This window comes from Myroides sp. LoEW2-1, from assembly GCF_009767705.1.
GTDB lineage: Bacteria > Bacteroidota > Bacteroidia > Flavobacteriales > Flavobacteriaceae > Flavobacterium > Flavobacterium album_A.
Genome location: NZ_WSPP01000023.1, coordinates 1 through 16,123, shown reverse-complemented (window position 1 = coordinate 16,123; position 16,123 = coordinate 1). Strand labels below are relative to the sequence as shown.

At 34.1% G+C, this 16,123-nt stretch carries 11 protein-coding genes; 6 read left to right on the top strand and 5 right to left on the bottom strand.

Annotated features, from left to right (window positions below; genetic code table 11):
- The first annotated feature begins 17 nt into the window (after positions 1-17).
- Both GOQ24_RS02210 and GOQ24_RS02205 read left to right on the top strand, forming a co-directional pair.
- Complete coding sequence (locus tag GOQ24_RS02210) at positions 18-1,091, top strand: imelysin family protein (protein WP_160339028.1); 1,074 nt, start codon at positions 18-20, stop codon at positions 1,089-1,091.
- A 48-nt stretch (positions 1,092-1,139) separates the two neighbouring features.
- Positions 1,140-2,549, top strand: a complete 1,410-nt coding sequence (locus GOQ24_RS02205) for a di-heme oxidoredictase family protein (protein WP_160339027.1) — start codon at positions 1,140-1,142, stop codon at positions 2,547-2,549.
- 45 nt (positions 2,550-2,594) lie between these two features.
- On the opposite strand, the gene GOQ24_RS02200 is transcribed toward GOQ24_RS02205, so the two are convergent.
- From GOQ24_RS02200 to GOQ24_RS02185, 4 genes are all read right to left on the bottom strand, one after another.
- On the bottom strand, positions 2,595-3,194 hold the full coding sequence (locus GOQ24_RS02200) for a hypothetical protein (protein WP_155091526.1): 600 nt from the start codon (positions 3,192-3,194) through the stop codon (positions 2,595-2,597).
- 186 nt (positions 3,195-3,380) lie between these two features.
- Complete coding sequence (locus GOQ24_RS02195) at positions 3,381-3,956, bottom strand: LPXTG cell wall anchor domain-containing protein (RefSeq protein WP_155091525.1); 576 nt, start codon at positions 3,954-3,956, stop codon at positions 3,381-3,383.
- Positions 3,957-4,178: 222 nt separating this feature from the next.
- Positions 4,179-5,582, bottom strand: coding sequence for a glycosyltransferase (locus GOQ24_RS02190; protein ID WP_155091524.1), 1,404 nt, complete (start codon positions 5,580-5,582; stop codon positions 4,179-4,181).
- A 301-nt stretch (positions 5,583-5,883) separates the two neighbouring features.
- Positions 5,884-6,726: an EamA family transporter gene (locus tag GOQ24_RS02185; protein WP_155091523.1), complete on the bottom strand. Its 843-nt coding sequence runs from the start codon at positions 6,724-6,726 to the stop codon at positions 5,884-5,886.
- A gap of 397 nt (positions 6,727-7,123) precedes the next feature.
- On the opposite strand from GOQ24_RS02185, the gene GOQ24_RS02180 reads away from it, so the two are divergent.
- From GOQ24_RS02180 to GOQ24_RS02170, 3 genes are all read left to right on the top strand, one after another.
- Entirely contained in the window at positions 7,124-7,834 is a 711-nt protein-coding gene (locus tag GOQ24_RS02180) for a sterol desaturase family protein (RefSeq protein ID WP_160339026.1), read from the top strand.
- 169 nt (positions 7,835-8,003) lie between these two features.
- Positions 8,004-9,116 carry a hypothetical protein gene (locus GOQ24_RS02175; RefSeq protein WP_160339025.1) on the top strand — a complete coding sequence of 371 codons (1,113 nt, stop codon included), beginning with the start codon at positions 8,004-8,006 and terminating at the stop codon, positions 9,114-9,116.
- A gap of 95 nt (positions 9,117-9,211) precedes the next feature.
- Complete coding sequence (locus tag GOQ24_RS02170; RefSeq protein ID WP_160339024.1) at positions 9,212-10,990, top strand: aminopeptidase P family protein; 1,779 nt, start codon at positions 9,212-9,214, stop codon at positions 10,988-10,990.
- 53 nt (positions 10,991-11,043) lie between these two features.
- On the opposite strand, the gene GOQ24_RS02165 is transcribed toward GOQ24_RS02170, so the two are convergent.
- Complete coding sequence (locus GOQ24_RS02165) at positions 11,044-11,883, bottom strand: hypothetical protein (protein ID WP_160339023.1); 840 nt, start codon at positions 11,881-11,883, stop codon at positions 11,044-11,046.
- A gap of 384 nt (positions 11,884-12,267) precedes the next feature.
- Between GOQ24_RS02165 and GOQ24_RS02160 the strand changes: the two genes are divergently transcribed.
- Entirely contained in the window at positions 12,268-15,702 is a 3,435-nt protein-coding gene (locus tag GOQ24_RS02160; RefSeq protein WP_160339022.1) for a methylmalonyl-CoA mutase family protein, read from the top strand.
- Positions 15,703-16,123: the final 421 nt, after the last annotated feature.

Genomic DNA, 16,123 nt, shown 5'->3' with positions numbered 1-16,123 from the left:
ATAAATACATTAAAGTTATGAAAACAAGATTATTAGCAGTAGGTTTTATCATATTATCGTCAATAGCATTTAGCTGCAGTAGTAATAGTGATGAAACAGAAACGCCAAAAGTAGATGATTTATACAAAAATGTCCTGACAGATCTTACGCAAAAAGTGATTACGGAGACTTATAAGGACTTGAATATCAAAGCTACTGAATTGCAGGATGCAGTGAATGTATTTGCAAAATCTTCTACAGATGAAAACTTAGAGAAAGTAAAAAAGGCATGGGTAGATACGCGAAAACCATGGGAACAGTCAGAGGGATTTCTTTATGGGCCAGTTGAAACGCAAGGGTTGGATCCTGCAATGGACACTTGGCCAGTAGATGTAGAGGCGATGAATAATATTCTTAAAAGCAATCAGCCCATTACTGCAAAACTAATAAGTGCCAATCACGAAGCAAGGGGATTTCACTTAATTGAGTTTCTTGTGTGGGGCGAAGATGGCCTAAAGAAAGCAGATCAATTAAGTGACAGACAAATTGAATATTTAGTAGCTGCAACAGAGGATTTACAGTTAAATACAAAATACCTATATGACGCTTGGAGAGCTGACAAAGGAAATTATGGCAAGATATTTATCTCTGCAGGACCAAGCAACAATAAGTATCCTTCGTATCAAGCAGCTTTAGAAGAGTTGGTAGATGGATTGTTTACCATAGCTGATGAAGTCGGTACAGGTAAGATAGAAGAACCACTGAATCCTGAAGGCAGTACACCAATGCCCGAAAAAGAAGAGTCAAGATTTAGCAATAACTCTAAGCAAGATTTCATCGACAATATTATTAGTATTCAAAATGTTTATAACGGTTACTACAAACAAGACGTCAATGGAATTTCTAAAATTGTACAAGAGAAGAATGCTGCCTTAGATAAGGAAATCAAACAAGCTATTACTGATGCAATTAATGCCATTGATGCAATTCCTAATACTTTTACTCAGGCAATTTACAAGAATAGAAAAGAGGTGAAAGATGCTCAAAATAAAGTAAATGACTTGGCAAATCTTTTAGATACTAAACTAAGATCTTTTGTAAATAGCCTTTAATCAAATGATCTTGAAGCAATTCAAGGCTTAATTATTATCTGTTATAAAATGAAAAGTAATGCGACATACTTGTTTTTAACGATAGGAATATTTTTTTTAGGTGCTTGTTCTAACAATGATAGTGCAGAGTATGTACAATTACCTGATTTGGAGGAGAGAATGATGGCAGGAGGAGAGACAACTACTTTTATAAGTTCAAGTAATGCTTATGGAATGCCTGCGAGTAATTTGTCAGCAGAAGATTTGTCACTGCATCTAACAGGCGATTTGATCTTTGAGTTTGTATTTGTTACTCCACCCAATCAAGTAAATCAGGGTTTAGGACCTATTTTTAATAATTCTTCTTGTATCTCTTGCCATCCAAAAGATGGTAGAGCAGCGTTTCCAGTTGATTTGGCAATGCGCAGTGGTTTTTTCCTTAGAGGAAGTGTTCCAGGAGTCTCCAAGAATGGTGGACCAATGCCGATTCCAGGGTTTGGTTTACAGCTACAAAATCAAGCTGTTTTTGGAACGCAACCAGAGGTAGAGTTCCAGGTAAATTATAGTACAATAACAGAAGAATTTGCAGATGGTACGAAGGTAGTTTTGCAGAAACCACATTATTCAGTGATTAATGCTTATAGGCAACTTCCCAACAGTGTTTTACTTTCTCCGAGAATAGGTATGCCTGTTTTTGGCTTAGGATTGTTAGAGGCAATTCCTGAACAGGATATTTTGGCGAATCAAGATATTGACGATGCAGACAAGGATGGTATTTCTGGTAAAGCAAACTACGTCTTTGATGCAAAAACGCAATCGACAAAACTCGGTAGATTTGGTTGGAAAGCTAATACTGCCAGTTTATTAGAACAATGTGCTGCTGCATTTGTCAACGATATTGGAATAACAAATTACCTGTTTCCAAATAAACCTGGTTTAGGACAATCTAACGGGGACTACACTCACGATGTTGGCGATTATAATTGGAGAGTACAAAGAGATATTAAAGACGATGTTTTAGACGCAGTTACTTTTTATACTCAAACATTAGCTGTACCTGCATCGCGTAATCACACAAAGGAATCTGTCAGAAAAGGAGCGAAGACGTTTGATCAAATAGGTTGTGCAAAATGTCATATTGCCAAGCATAAGACTGGTTATAGTCCAATCAAGGCCTTGTCTTATCAAACTATTTATCCTTACACAGATATGTTATTACACGATATGGGAGATGATTTAGCAGATAATAGACCAGATTTCTTAGCTGATGGGAATGAATGGAAGACAAGACCACTATGGGGGATCGGATATCAATATTTAGTCAACGGGCATACAGAGTTTTTGCACGATGGAAGGGCTAAAAACCTAACAGAAGCAATACTGTGGCATGGTGGGGAAGCGTTAGATGCAAAAAATAGATTTAAGGCACTCTCAAAACAAGAAAGAGAGAATCTATTAGATTTCTTAAACTCATTATAAGTTTTTATATGCAAAAAGAGCTGACTTTTAAAGGTCAGCTCTTTTTTATTTTGACAATCTATTCTTATTGATTTCATCTTGTAATTGACGGCGAATTTTCTGTTCTCGTTCTAACGAATTTCTTCGGAGTTCTTCTAATTCTAATTCAGTGTCAGCGAGTTGCTTGATAGCATCTTTAGTATTTAACGTACTTTGTTTAGATCTAAAGATGATTATGCCAATACTCAGTAGCCAAAGTATTATTAATCCCCACACAATTACTTGGAAGGAAGTAGAAGTAATATTTATACCTAATGATTTAAAGCCATTTGGTTTTGCTCGCTCTATTTCTAATTCTTTTTTTATACTCTCTACTTGTTTTGATAGAGAATCTACAACTACTTTCTGTTGATCAATCGTGTTATAGACATCCTGGTGTTCAGTTTGAATCTTCGTGATGCTATCTCTATATACGACAATGGAGTCATTGACATTCTTTCTTAACATGGCAAGCTTATCCTTTGGTATAACTGAATAATACTGATAGTTTGTAGATTCTGCTTGAAGTTTAGCAAATTGCTTATCAATACTTTTATCGATCTCTTGTGCAAAACAAGTTAGACCTAAGGTTAAAAAAGAAACAGTAAGAATTACTTTTGTTTTCATTCAGTAGTTGTATTTTTTAATATATATTAAATTTTTCGCTAATATAAGGTTAATTTTAATAAATAAAATAGATTAGTGTTAATATATTGGTTAATTGAGAAGCAGTTTTCTTTTTTTAAGCAAAGGGGTAATAAAAAAGTCCAGATTGTAATTTACAATCTGGACTTTTTTACAAGTTAGTGTGTATTAAACTTGTTTGCTTTTATTGATCTCATCTTGAAGTTGACGGCGAATCTTCTGTTCTCTTTCTAAAGAGCTTCTTCTGAGTTCTTCCAATTCAAGTTCAGTGTCATTTAAGCGTTTTAAAGCTTCTTTAGTATCTTTATTGCTCTTTCTAAATCGGAAAAAGATGATTCCTAAGCTCAAAAGTAAGAGTCCAATAATAGACCACACAATAGTTTGAAAAGTTGATTTTTGAGTAGAAATACCAAAAACTTCAAAGCTATTCTCTTTTGATAAGGCAAGATCTAAACTGTCTTGTATGGTTACAAGCTTGTTTGAAAGGGAATCTACAACTACTTTTTGATTATTCATTTCATTGTTTACTTGAACAATATTGCTCTGAAGTGCATCTATAGAGTCCCCAACGTTTTTTTGCAATTGTTCTAATCGCGCTTTGGGTACAACTTTGTAAGACTGGTAGTTAGTGGATTCCTGTAATAAAGAGGTAAATTGCTTGTCAATACTATTCTTATCATCCTGTGCGATGGTGATTGTTGTAAATGTTAGTAAGGAAACGGTAAGAATAATTTGTCTTTTCATTCAGTGATTATATTTATGATTATGTATAGTGATAGTATTTGCTAATATAACATTATATTTATTTAAAAACCTATATTCTACAAGGGTTTTACAAGGAGAGAGATGTTAAAAAATAAAGAGAAAATTCATTTTTCACAAGATTTGTATTCCTATTTTAAATAAAAATACCTTCAATCTGTTTATTGAAGGTATTTAAGTAATCAAATATAGTAAAAAGTACAATTAACCTCGAGTAAGCCATCCTCTTCTGCTTGCAGTTGCAATAGCATAGGGAGTTATCCAAAATAAAGTAAATGTGTAAAAAATACTATATGGATAAGCCCAAAATGACTCTAATATGTTATATCTCTTTGAGTAGAAAAACACTTGAATAGTAGAGAATAAAAATATGCCTGAGAGTGTAGATACAACAAATAAAATAGGATGAGTGATTATAAACAACAACATTACAATAGTTAATGGATAGGCCATGATAACTCTAATCCATTGATTCAACAGTAAAATTCTTGGTCCTATTTTAGAGCCTTCTCTAAAGTTCTTAAAGGCAAACTTACTCATCATGATATTTTCTCTCACATTACTTCTTTCCCAACGAATAAACATCTTATATAGATTTTTATATTTTTCAGGGGTATTGGTGAATACATAGGCATTTTGTTGAAATAAAACGTGGTAACCTTGTTTTAGAATCATATTGGTCATTGCTCTATCTTCTCCAATATCAGAAGGCTGTCCCATGAATGTTTGATTAATCCAATCTTCTAAGCAGTTCATTACGGCTTCACGTCTATATCCTGCTAAGGCTCCTGGTGTACATAGTACAGATCCTAATACACTTTGTGCTGATCTGATAAATTCAAAGCTAAATACAAAACTTACATTTAACATTCGCGGTATCATGGCACTTTTGCTGTTTAATACTTGAACGTTTCCACCAACAGCACCACATTTTTCATTAGTGATGAAAGGGGATACTAAGTTTCTCAAGGTATCTTCTCTTACAATAGAGTCACTATCTACAGTAACAAAGACATCTCCGCTACCTATCTTAAAAGCTCTATATAAGGCATGTCTTTTTCCCATGTTTTTAGGTTGCTGATAGATCTCAATTCGATCTCCTAATTCAGCTTTCGCTTTCAGCATCCATTGCCAAGTATCATCCTTACTACCGTCATCTAAGGAGATAATTTGTAGTTTTTCTTTTGGATAATTGCTATCAGCCAAGCTGTGTAGTGTTTGCCATACAAGCTTTCCTTCGTTATATGCAGGTACTATTACAGTACATGTAGGAAGTTCATCATCGGATACAGATTTAATAGCTCTATATCTGATGTATAGAAATATGATGAAAAGAAGAAATGCTATTTGTATACACAACAGCACATAGGTTGAGTTTAAGAAGATTTCTCCCCATACCGTATTAAGTCTTTCTTGGTGAAGTTTGTTGAAATAGGGTTTAAGTCTAAAAACAAGAAATGAAGCTCCAATCATGGCACTAAAAGTTAGCAAAAGAACCATATAATCTTTTCTGTCTAAAGTGGCTTCATGGAAGATGTTTTTTATTTTATCTAAGAAGCTTTTCTCTGTCGGCTGTTGTTTTTCTTGTATCGGTTCTAAAGTTCGCATAGTCTTGGTGTTTTATAATTAGTAAAATCAAAAAAATGATTGTTCAAATAAGATTGATATTACTTTTACTGAATATTCAGCGATTTATTTGAATTTGGGTATGATATATAGACCAATATGTATGCCAACAGCTCAGAATGTACTACAAGGCTATTTATTAACAAATCAAAAAGGACATATTGTAGAATAATACAACAATATGAGATACATTTAAGAAGCCTATAACTCCTTTTAAAATGAAAAAACACGTGGCCAATTTGATAGGACAACGTGTTTTTATGAAACATTTAAGTTCTCTGTTTTACTTTTTAGAAAATATGGTGGTACCAATACTCGCTCCCACTACACAAGCAATCGAAATCCATTGTAGCAAACTCAATTGTTCTTTTAAGAACAGAAGTCCTGATAAAGCAGCAAAGGCTGGTTGTAAACTTGTAAGAATGCTAAATGTATTAGCTGGGAGTTTTTTTAAGGCTAATAAGTCAAGACTAAAAGGCAATGCACTGGATAGAATAGCTACTAAAAGACCAATTCCCGCCGAAGTCCAAGTTAGATTAACCAATCCTCCTGAGTAAATACCAACTGGAACAACAATGAATGTGGCAAAAATCAGCCCAACAGAAACTGCGTCATTAGTATTCATCTCCTTGGAAACTTTGCTGCCCATTAAGATATAACATGCCCAAAAAATTCCTGCTGTAAAAGCCAAACCTAAACCTATAAGGTCAATGTCATTTGTTGTCCAGGGTACAATAAGCAAGATTCCTATACATGCTAATAAAGCCCAAATGATATCAAGTAGTTTACGTGATAGAGCAAGCGCTAAGAACAAGGGACCTACAAATTCTATAGTTACCCCAAGTCCTAAAGGAATCCTCTGAATGGCTAAGTAAAATATCATATTCATTAAAGCAATCGAGCCACCATAATAAAAACAGTATAACCATTGCTTTTTGGTAAACTTAGAAATCTTTGGTCTATTAATGAGATTGAGTAAAATAGCCGATAAACCAATGCGCAAAGAGGTAGTACCTGTAGCACCAACTATTGGAAATAGCTTTTTGGCCAGAGAGGCTCCTCCTTGTACGCAGACCATAGATAAAAGAGCTGCACTAACAGCAGAGCCAGTTTTAGTTTGTTTCATTCACTTAGAGATTATTTTTTGGGGTTAATAAAAGTAATCAAACTTCCAAAAGTAAATGAAAATTAAAGCTAATCAAAGCAAAGCAAAGGTCTTATTGTATAAATCCAATTCTTTTTGGAGAAGCTCTAAGGTACAATGGTTATGATGTGTCCTACTAAAAGAGTAAAATCTTTTCAATTTTGGAAATAATTCATGTTTTTCTTTACTACCTTGATTTAAATAAGTGTAGTTAGTTTGTGATTTTGATATGAATTGGATATAAGGAAAGAGAGGAATAGAATACGTGTTTGTAAGGTTATTCAACGTATGGTGTTTATAGCAGAATTAATGCAAATAGACTATTAGCATGGGGTAAACTGGAGTTATTTTAACTATTTTTACTTTTTAGAATTAAATTATGTTGGATTTATTATTGCTACTATCAAGGGTAGAACTTGTTTCTTTTTCACTGCTATTAAATGCAATATTGATTGGAGTCTCTGTATTGTTTTATCACTTTTGCACGACTTATTGTGGTGGAAAGAAAATTCAGACATCGACAGAACCTATAAGTAAGGAGGATTTGCGCTTAACCCTCGTGGTGTTGGTTTGCAATTCAATAGTCTTTTTGGTGGGATTTGAGTTGTTTAGAATAGATGTTATACAAGTAATTGAGAATAGTTCATGGGCAACAATAATTCTTCAAACAATTGTTTTAATTGGTATGATGGATTTTTTAATGTATGTATTTCATCGAATCGCACATTCCCCCGTTTTTTATAAAGCAGTACATCAAAGACATCATAAGCACGAAAGTGTGAATTGCATTAGTTTATTTGTTTTACACCCTTTAGAAGCAATTGGATTTGGTTTAGTTTTTATTTTGTGTTTACTTGTTTATTCATTTTCAGTTCAAGCTATAGCAATCTATCTTTTTATTAACCTTATCTGGGGAACTATAGGTCATTTAAACGATGAAATATTGAAAGGAAATACTATTGCTAAGTTTTTAAAGAAGAATGTTTTAGGACTGAGTTTGTTTCACAATCACCACCATCAGTACCCCAATCACAATTTTGGTTTCTATACTGTGATCTGGGATAAGTTTTTCGGTACATATCTAAAGTAAAAGTTTGTTTTTAAAGTATATGTCAAGTAAAGAGATATTGTAGTTTTATATATACTTAAAACGCGTTAATTTGTTGTCATATTTATTGAAACTTTTTTAGATTGATAATTAATTTGAAAGTTGTAATTTTGAGTATTGAATATATTGATTTTATATTAAAAATAGGTTTATGAAAAAGTATGTGATATTTCTATTAATAGGATGTAGTGTTTTTGGACAAGAGGTAGAAGTTAAAAAGGAAATAGAGTGGGCAAGGGATTTTGTTCAAATAGGGAATACCGAATACATTCAATATAAAGCTATTGAAAATGACAGCCTACAAATAGAGAAGATCGTTTCAAATTTTGCGGATACAAATACTTCGGTAGAAACAGAGTTGGAGGCAATTAAATTAACAGATAGTGTAACAGAGCCTTATATATATCGAAATAACAAACATAATACGCTGTTCTATGGGATATATGAAAGAGGGGCTATTGTCGAAGGACTTGTTTTAGATTCTCTATCTTTTGTAGGAGGTAATAATAGATATCACCTGTATGCAAATAGGGAGGTTCAGAAAACGTATTACTTTGATTTGGATAAACATTATTTTTCTTTTTTAGAGGCTTCAGTTGGTTCTAACAATAAAGTCTTAGATTATTACTACTCTTTGCCTCCTGGTGCTATTTCACCTTTTATTTTATCGAGTAAACAAGATGAAAGTGAGGTAAATGACGAAGGTTTTGAGAAAGTGGTATACTCAAATCAGGGCAAAGAAATCATATATTTTTTCTCAAAGACAGAAGATAACTTTAGAATTAAAGTAACAGAACAAGGGAAAGTAGCATACTATATTGTATCTAAACAAGCTGGAAATATTTTTATCGAAAATATAGAATATGATTTATTGACCAAAGAAGAAGGATATCTAAATAAAGCAAGCATTGTCAATGTGGGGTTTGCTCAAAAAAGAGCAACAACAATTACAGAAAAAGGAAAGGGAATTTGGGATGCCTATTTTGAAGAGTTCTTAGAGTCAAAATGGAATGAGAAAGGCCAGCTTGTATATGATTACAGACGCGGTAATGAAAAGAAAAACACGAGAATGCGCGTAGTTGTAGGTAAGAATATTGAAGAAAATAGCCTATTGTACAATTTGGTTGTAAGTTTTATTAATAATCCCGAGTTATTCAGACGAGATTTGACTCTTCGCGATTTTGATTATAGTAACGTAAATAGCAATAAAACAATATCTTTAAAGTCTAAGAAAGATCAGAAATACGAATTGGTAACTAAGTAGCTTGAAAAAGAACAAAACAATTCAATTTAACAGTTATAGCTATTGTCAATGATTTGCATTTTGTACCTTTAGCTTGAAAAATTTATTTAGAAAAAATGACATATTTAGAGAAATTATCACAGATTCGTCTTTTAATGAAAGAGAAAGGAGTAGATGGTTACATTATTCCTTCTTCAGATCCACATATAAGTGAGTATTTACCAGACCATTACAAATGTATAGCATGGACTTCAGGATTTACAGGGTCAGCTGGAACATTAGTAATTACTCAAAGTTTTGCTGGTTTATGGACGGATTCGAGATATTTTGTTCAAGCTAACGAGCAGTTAAATGGGTCAGGTTTTGAACTTGTAAAACTAAAAGTACAACACGCTCCTGAGTACGTTACTTGGTTAGGGGAGACTCTTCCAAAAGGTGCAACGGTTGCTTTTGACGGGAATTTAGCTTCATTAGCTGTAGCAAATGCAGTAAAGACAATATTAGATCCCTTGGGAATTAATGTCAATGGACATGTAGATTTGTTAGACCCTGTATGGAAGAATAGACCTACTTTGCCTAAAGAAAAAGCTTATACGTTGCCAGTAACAACAACAGGTCAAGCAACTAAAGACAAGATTGCTGCTGTACGTGCTGTATTGAAACAAAAAAGAGCAACTGCTCATTTAATTTCTTCTTTAGATGACTTGGCTTGGTTATTAAATATAAGAGGAACAGATGTTAAGTGTAACCCTGTTACTTTGGGATTTGTATTTATTAGTCAAGAGAAGGCAATTCTCTTTATTGATTCGGACAAAGTATCTCAAGAAGTGGTAAGTGAGTTACTTTCACATGGAGTGGAAATACAAGAGTATGCAAAAGTACAAGCATACTTGAAAGGGCTAAGTAAATCAGATATTATCTTATTAGATCCTAAGCGAACTTGTTTCGCTACTTATGATTCAGTTCCACAAGATGTAACTATTTTGGAAGAAATGAATCCTTCTACTATGCTAAAAGCAATAAAGAACGAGGTTGAGATAAATCATCAAAGAAATGCGATGATTAACGATGGGGTTGCTTTGACAAAATTCTTTAAGTGGATTGAAGAAAATGTGGCTTCAGGAACACTAACTGAAATGAATATCGCAGATCATTTAAGAGAACTTAGAGCAGCTCAACCAGGATTCAAAGATATTAGTTTTGATACCATTTCAGGATACAAAGATCACGGTGCTTTACCACATTATAAAGCAGAACCACATAGTAATTATGACTTAAAACCTGAAGGATTGTTATTGGTAGATTCAGGAGGACAATATGAAACAGGAACAACTGATATTACGCGTGTTATTTCTTTAGGGAAGCTTACCCAAGAGGAGAAAGAAGATTATACTGTTGTTTTGAAAGGTACAATTGAAGGATCAATGGCTATATATCCAAAAGGTACAAGAGGATATCAGATAGATGCTATCACAAGACGACCTATATGGGCTACATTGAGAAACTATGGACATGGTACAGGACATGGTGTTGGTTTCTTTTTGAATGTTCACGAGGGACCTCAAGTATTTAACCCAACTGCTACTGATATTCCAGTGGAGGTAGGGATGATTACCTCAATTGAACCAGGATTGTATAGAGAAGGTAAGCACGGAATTAGAATTGAGAACTTAGTTCTCTCGAAAGAGCTTTCTTCAAATCAATTCGGAGATTTTATGGATTTTGAAACTCTTACGATTTGTTATATTGCTACGGATTTAGTTGATAAGTCCCTACTGGAAAGTGCACATATTGATTGGTTAAATAACTACAATCAGTGGGTTTATGATTCATTAGAAAGCAAATTGACTAAAGAAGAAGCTGCTTGGTTGAAAGAAAAAACTAAAGCAATTTAGTAGTTACGATACAAAAAAAGGGCATCCAGTTGGATGCCCTTTTTTTGTACTTTCTAATTATATCGAATTAGTGTATTCATATTAATATTTGGAATTTTACTAAGCGTTTCAAGTAACTCATTCCAATTTTTAAACCCTGATTTTCTTGCTATTTGTTCCGTATCTATGGAGGTAAACAGCAATAACTCAAGGCTTTTTAAAAGCCTTTCTTTCTTACAGTAATTAATTACTTGATCACCATAGTAGTAAATAAAATCTTTGTTTAGTATATCTAAACTTATCTTGTGTTCCTCAGCTACTTGGTGTGCAGCAATTTCACTGCAATCATCTAATGCTATAAATTCCTGATATACTTCTTCACATGTCGCTTTGTTCAAAGTAGGAGTATAGCTATCTTCTTTATAGGTTATCTCGCCGTTAATTTCTAAACTACAACAGGCTATAGTTACACTTTGCGTGTCGCTATCCACAAAAGCTGTACCTGTGATAAAATATGTAGTATTGTCTATTTCGTATTTACAAGATATTTTTTGATAAGTATCTGCTTGCTTGTTTGTTCTTATCTTATCTAAGTTATCTTGCAAGTATTTCGTAATTAACTTGTGATTTTCCTTGTTCTCCTCATAATTAATGGCGCGGACTAACTCGTTCTTGTGATTATAGGTCAATCCAATATTGTCTAATTTTTCTTCTTGGATGACATAACTATTAAACTGTACATAATCTAAATGATTCATAGAGTGAATAAGAGTATTCGTCATGGAAGAAAAATAAGAAAAATAAAACTGTTCCCATGCTAATCCGTTATTAAATCTCTTAAGGGGAACTTTTTCAAAATGGGAGATGAAGTCATCTACTTTATTGAAAAGTACTTCAAATAATTGTTGTTTCATAAAGTTGTCGTTTGGTTGTTGTAAAGTTTTCACAATGTATATAAAAAAAATATTATATTCAATTATTATCCAACTTTTAATTTATTGATCAGATATAGTGATAAATCGTCAACTTTTGATGTTATAATTTATATAATTCTCATTTTATGAGAATTACGATTACTTCTTTTTATCGTTTTTTTATATTTTCCCATGATCAAATAAAGAATTATACTATTCAAAGCAGTGATTTTTAGGAATTATCATGTATTATCTGCTTTGAGATCCTATAGTAGCTCTATTAACTGTCTTTTTTGAGGATTTATTATTCTTGGAAATTAGATACCAAATATTCGAATATTTCACTATATTGCTTTCCTACTCAAAAACTATAAAATAAGAATTATGCAACAAAATACACCCTATACGCCTACTAACAAGGTGCGTATAGTTACTGCGGCGGCTTTATTTGATGGCCATGATGCGGCGATTAATATTATGCGTCGTATTATCCAATCAACAGGATGTGAGGTTATTCACTTAGGACATGATAAGAGCGTTGAAGAGGTAGTAAATACAGCTATCCAAGAAGATGCTAATGCGATTGCAATGACTTCATATCAAGGTGGTCATAACGAGTATTTTAAATATATGTATGATCTGTTACAAGAAAAAGGAGCAGGCCATATTCGAATCGTTGGAGGTGGAGGTGGAGTAATTTTGCCTAGTGAGATAAAAGAATTAATGGACTATGGTATTACTCGTTTATATTCTCCAGATGATGGACGAGCTATGGGATTACAAGGCATGATTAACGATATGGTAGAGAAGGCCGATTATCCTACAATGGACTTACAATTACCAGACGGAAAAGATGTCTACCAATCTTTAGCAGATAAAGATGTTACTACGATTTCTCGCTTAATCTCTTTAGCGGAAAATAGGGAAGAAGACTTCTTAAAAATATTTAAATACGATCATGAGAAACATAAGAATACGCCAGTATTAGGTATTACTGGAACGGGTGGAGCAGGTAAATCGTCTATGGTAGATGAATTAGTTCGTCGCTTCTTGATTGACTTCCCTGAAAAGACAGTAGCTTTAGTTTCTGTCGATCCGTCTAAGCGTAAGACAGGTGGAGCACTGTTAGGAGATCGTATCCGTATGAACTCGATTAACAATCCTCGAGTATTTATGCGTTCGTTAGCTACTCGTCAGTCTAACTTAGCGTTATCTCGTTATGTTGAAGAAACACTTCAAGTACTTCAGGCGGCTAATTACGATTTAATTATCCTTGAGACTTCAGGAATTGGGCAGTCAGATACAGAAATTTTAGATCACTCAGATGCCTCTTTGTATATCATGACGCCAGAGTTTGGAGCAGCTACGCAGTTAGAAAAGATTGATATGCTTGACTTCGCAGACATTGTTGCAATCAATAAATTTGATAAACGCGGAGCATTAGATGCAATCAGAGATGTAAAGAAACAATATCAACGCAACCACAACTTATGGGATGTAAACCCAGACGAAATGCCTGTGTTTGGTACAATTGCTTCTCAGTTTAACGATCCAGGTACCAATGCTTTATATAAAGCGATTATGGATAAAGTGGTAGAGAAGACCGGAGCGGACTTAAAGTCTAATTTCGAAATCACAAAAGAGATGAGTGAGAAGGTCTTTGTGATACCACCTAACCGTACACGTTACCTATCTGAAATAGCAGAGAATAACCGTAAATATGACGAAACTGTCCTTTCTCAAAAGGAAGTAGCTCAGAAGTTATATGGTATTTTTAAAACAGTAGAAACAGTAGCTGGTAAATTGCCAGAAATAGATAAATCAGGAATTGTAGAAGAAACAGTAGTTTCTAAAGATGCTGATACACAATTGTTCATCAACCTTCTTTTAAAGGAATTTGACAAGGTGAAGATGAACTTAGATCCTTATAACTGGGAAGTTATTTTGACATGGGATCAAAAAGTTAATAAATACAAGAATCCTGTATATTCTTTCAAAGTGCGTGATAAGGAGATTAAGATTGCTACGCATTCAGAGAGTTTATCACATTTACAGATTCCTAAAATTGCACTGCCTAAGTATGAGGCATGGGGAGATATCTTGCGTTGGTCATTACAAGAGAATGTACCAGGGGAGTTTCCTTTTACTTCAGGACTTTATCCGTTTAAACGCGAGGGAGAAGATCCTACACGTATGTTTGCAGGAGAGGGAGGGCCAGAGCGTACCAATAGACGTTTTCACTATGTGTCTTTAGGCATGCCTGCTAAGCGACTGTCTACTGCATTTGACTCAGTTACGTTATATGGTAATGATCCAGGACACCGACCTGATATTTATGGAAAGATTGGAAATGCAGGAGTTTCTATTTGTTGTTTAGACGACGCGAAGAAGTTGTATTCAGGGTTTAACCTTGCACATGCTTTAACTTCTGTGTCTATGACGATTAATGGACCAGCACCTATGTTATTGGGATTCTTTATGAATGCAGCAATTGATCAACAATGTGAAATCTATATCAAAGAGAATGGATTAGAGGCAGAAGTTGAAGCAAAGATTGAAGCTATTTATAAGAAGAAAGGCGTCGAGAGACCGCGATATAATGGAGAGTTACCAGAAGGGAATGATGGACTAGGACTAATGCTTTTAGGAGTAACAGGTGATCAGGTACTTCCAAAAGAAGTATATGCAGAGATTAAAAAGAATACCTTATCACAAGTGCGTGGTACGGTACAAGCTGATATCTTAAAAGAAGATCAAGCTCAAAATACGTGTATTTTCTCTACGGAGTTTGCTCTTCGTTTAATGGGAGATGTACAAGAGTATTTTATTGAGAAGAATGTGCGTAACTTCTATTCTGTGTCTATCTCAGGATATCACATTGCAGAGGCAGGGGCAAATCCTATAACGCAGTTGGCATTTACATTAGCTAACGGGTTTACGTATGTAGAATATTATCTAAGCAGAGGAATGGATATCAACGCTTTTGGGCCAAACTTATCGTTTTTCTTCTCGAATGGTATTGACCCAGAATATGCTGTGATTGGACGTGTAGCTCGTCGTATTTGGGCAAAAGCACTGAAGAATAAGTATGGAGCTAATGAGCGTGCTCAGATGTTGAAATATCACATTCAGACATCAGGTCGTTCATTGCATGCACAAGAGATAGACTTTAATGATATCCGTACTACACTTCAAGCGTTATATGCTATCTATGACAACTGTAATTCACTTCACACTAACGCGTATGATGAGGCTATTACGACTCCTACGGAAGAATCTGTACGTAGAGCTATGGCAATACAGTTAATCATTAATAAAGAGCTAGGATTGGCTAAAAATGAGAATCCAATACAGGGATCATTTATTATTGAAGAATTAACGGATTTAGTAGAGGCTGCGGTATTAGCAGAATTTGATAGAATTACAGAAAGAGGAGGGGTGTTAGGAGCAATGGAGACAATGTACCAACGTTCTAAAATCCAAGAAGAGTCATTGTACTATGAAACATTAAAACACAATGGTACGTTCCCTATTATTGGAGTAAATACTTTCTTGAGCTCTAAAGGATCTCCAACGGTAGTTCCTGCTGAAGTTATCCGTGCAACAGAAGAGGAGAAACTATTCCAGATCAAGACAAAAAAGAATTTGAATAAGGCTAATGAGGCTTTAGTAAAAGAACAATTAGAGCGTATTCAAGAAGTCGCTATTCAAAATGGCAATATATTCGAAGCATTAATGGATGCTTCTAAAGTCTGTTCGTTAGGTCAGATTACTTCAGCGTTATTTGAAGTAGGAGGACAGTACAGACGTAATATGTAAGATTAATTTCTCGCTTATTTATATAAAGCCTGTGGACTGAATGTTCACAGGCTTTTTTTTTGGTTTTTGGTTAATTGTTTTACCAGTAGAGGCAACCCTTTATGTGTCAAACAGGTTAAGAAAACAGTTAAAAGATGTATTATGTGTCACGGAAGATATTTCGACCTTTACCTTATGTGGATTGTGGAAAGATGATGTGGGTATATATTGCAAACTACGCAGCATCTAGTGTACAAAAAAACGCCCTACTAAAGATCTAGCAGGGCGTTTTAAATATATACTATAAACGATTAGTATTATCTCAATAGAGCTTGTTTTATTTCCAAAGGGAATTCTTTTGGATTAATTGGATAGTTAATATGTCCTCAATATAGATAGAATAGAGTATTACGAGGATTGATGCTCTAAAAAAGACTATATC

Coding starts and splice junctions, on each gene's coding strand:
- GOQ24_RS02165 (WP_160339023.1), bottom strand. CDS start 11,883: ATGAAACAACAATTATTTGAAGTACTTTTCAATAAAGTAGATGACTTC.
- GOQ24_RS02210 (WP_160339028.1), top strand. CDS start 18: ATGAAAACAAGATTATTAGCAGTAGGTTTTATCATATTATCGTCAATA.
- GOQ24_RS02195 (WP_155091525.1), bottom strand. CDS start 3,956: ATGAAAAGACAAATTATTCTTACCGTTTCCTTACTAACATTTACAACA.
- GOQ24_RS02205 (WP_160339027.1), top strand. CDS start 1,140: ATGAAAAGTAATGCGACATACTTGTTTTTAACGATAGGAATATTTTTT.
- GOQ24_RS02170 (WP_160339024.1), top strand. CDS start 9,212: ATGACATATTTAGAGAAATTATCACAGATTCGTCTTTTAATGAAAGAG.
- GOQ24_RS02175 (WP_160339025.1), top strand. CDS start 8,004: ATGAAAAAGTATGTGATATTTCTATTAATAGGATGTAGTGTTTTTGGA.
- GOQ24_RS02160 (WP_160339022.1), top strand. CDS start 12,268: ATGCAACAAAATACACCCTATACGCCTACTAACAAGGTGCGTATAGTT.
- GOQ24_RS02180 (WP_160339026.1), top strand. CDS start 7,124: ATGTTGGATTTATTATTGCTACTATCAAGGGTAGAACTTGTTTCTTTT.
- GOQ24_RS02185 (WP_155091523.1), bottom strand. CDS start 6,726: ATGAAACAAACTAAAACTGGCTCTGCTGTTAGTGCAGCTCTTTTATCT.
- GOQ24_RS02200 (WP_155091526.1), bottom strand. CDS start 3,194: ATGAAAACAAAAGTAATTCTTACTGTTTCTTTTTTAACCTTAGGTCTA.
- GOQ24_RS02190 (WP_155091524.1), bottom strand. CDS start 5,582: ATGCGAACTTTAGAACCGATACAAGAAAAACAACAGCCGACAGAGAAA.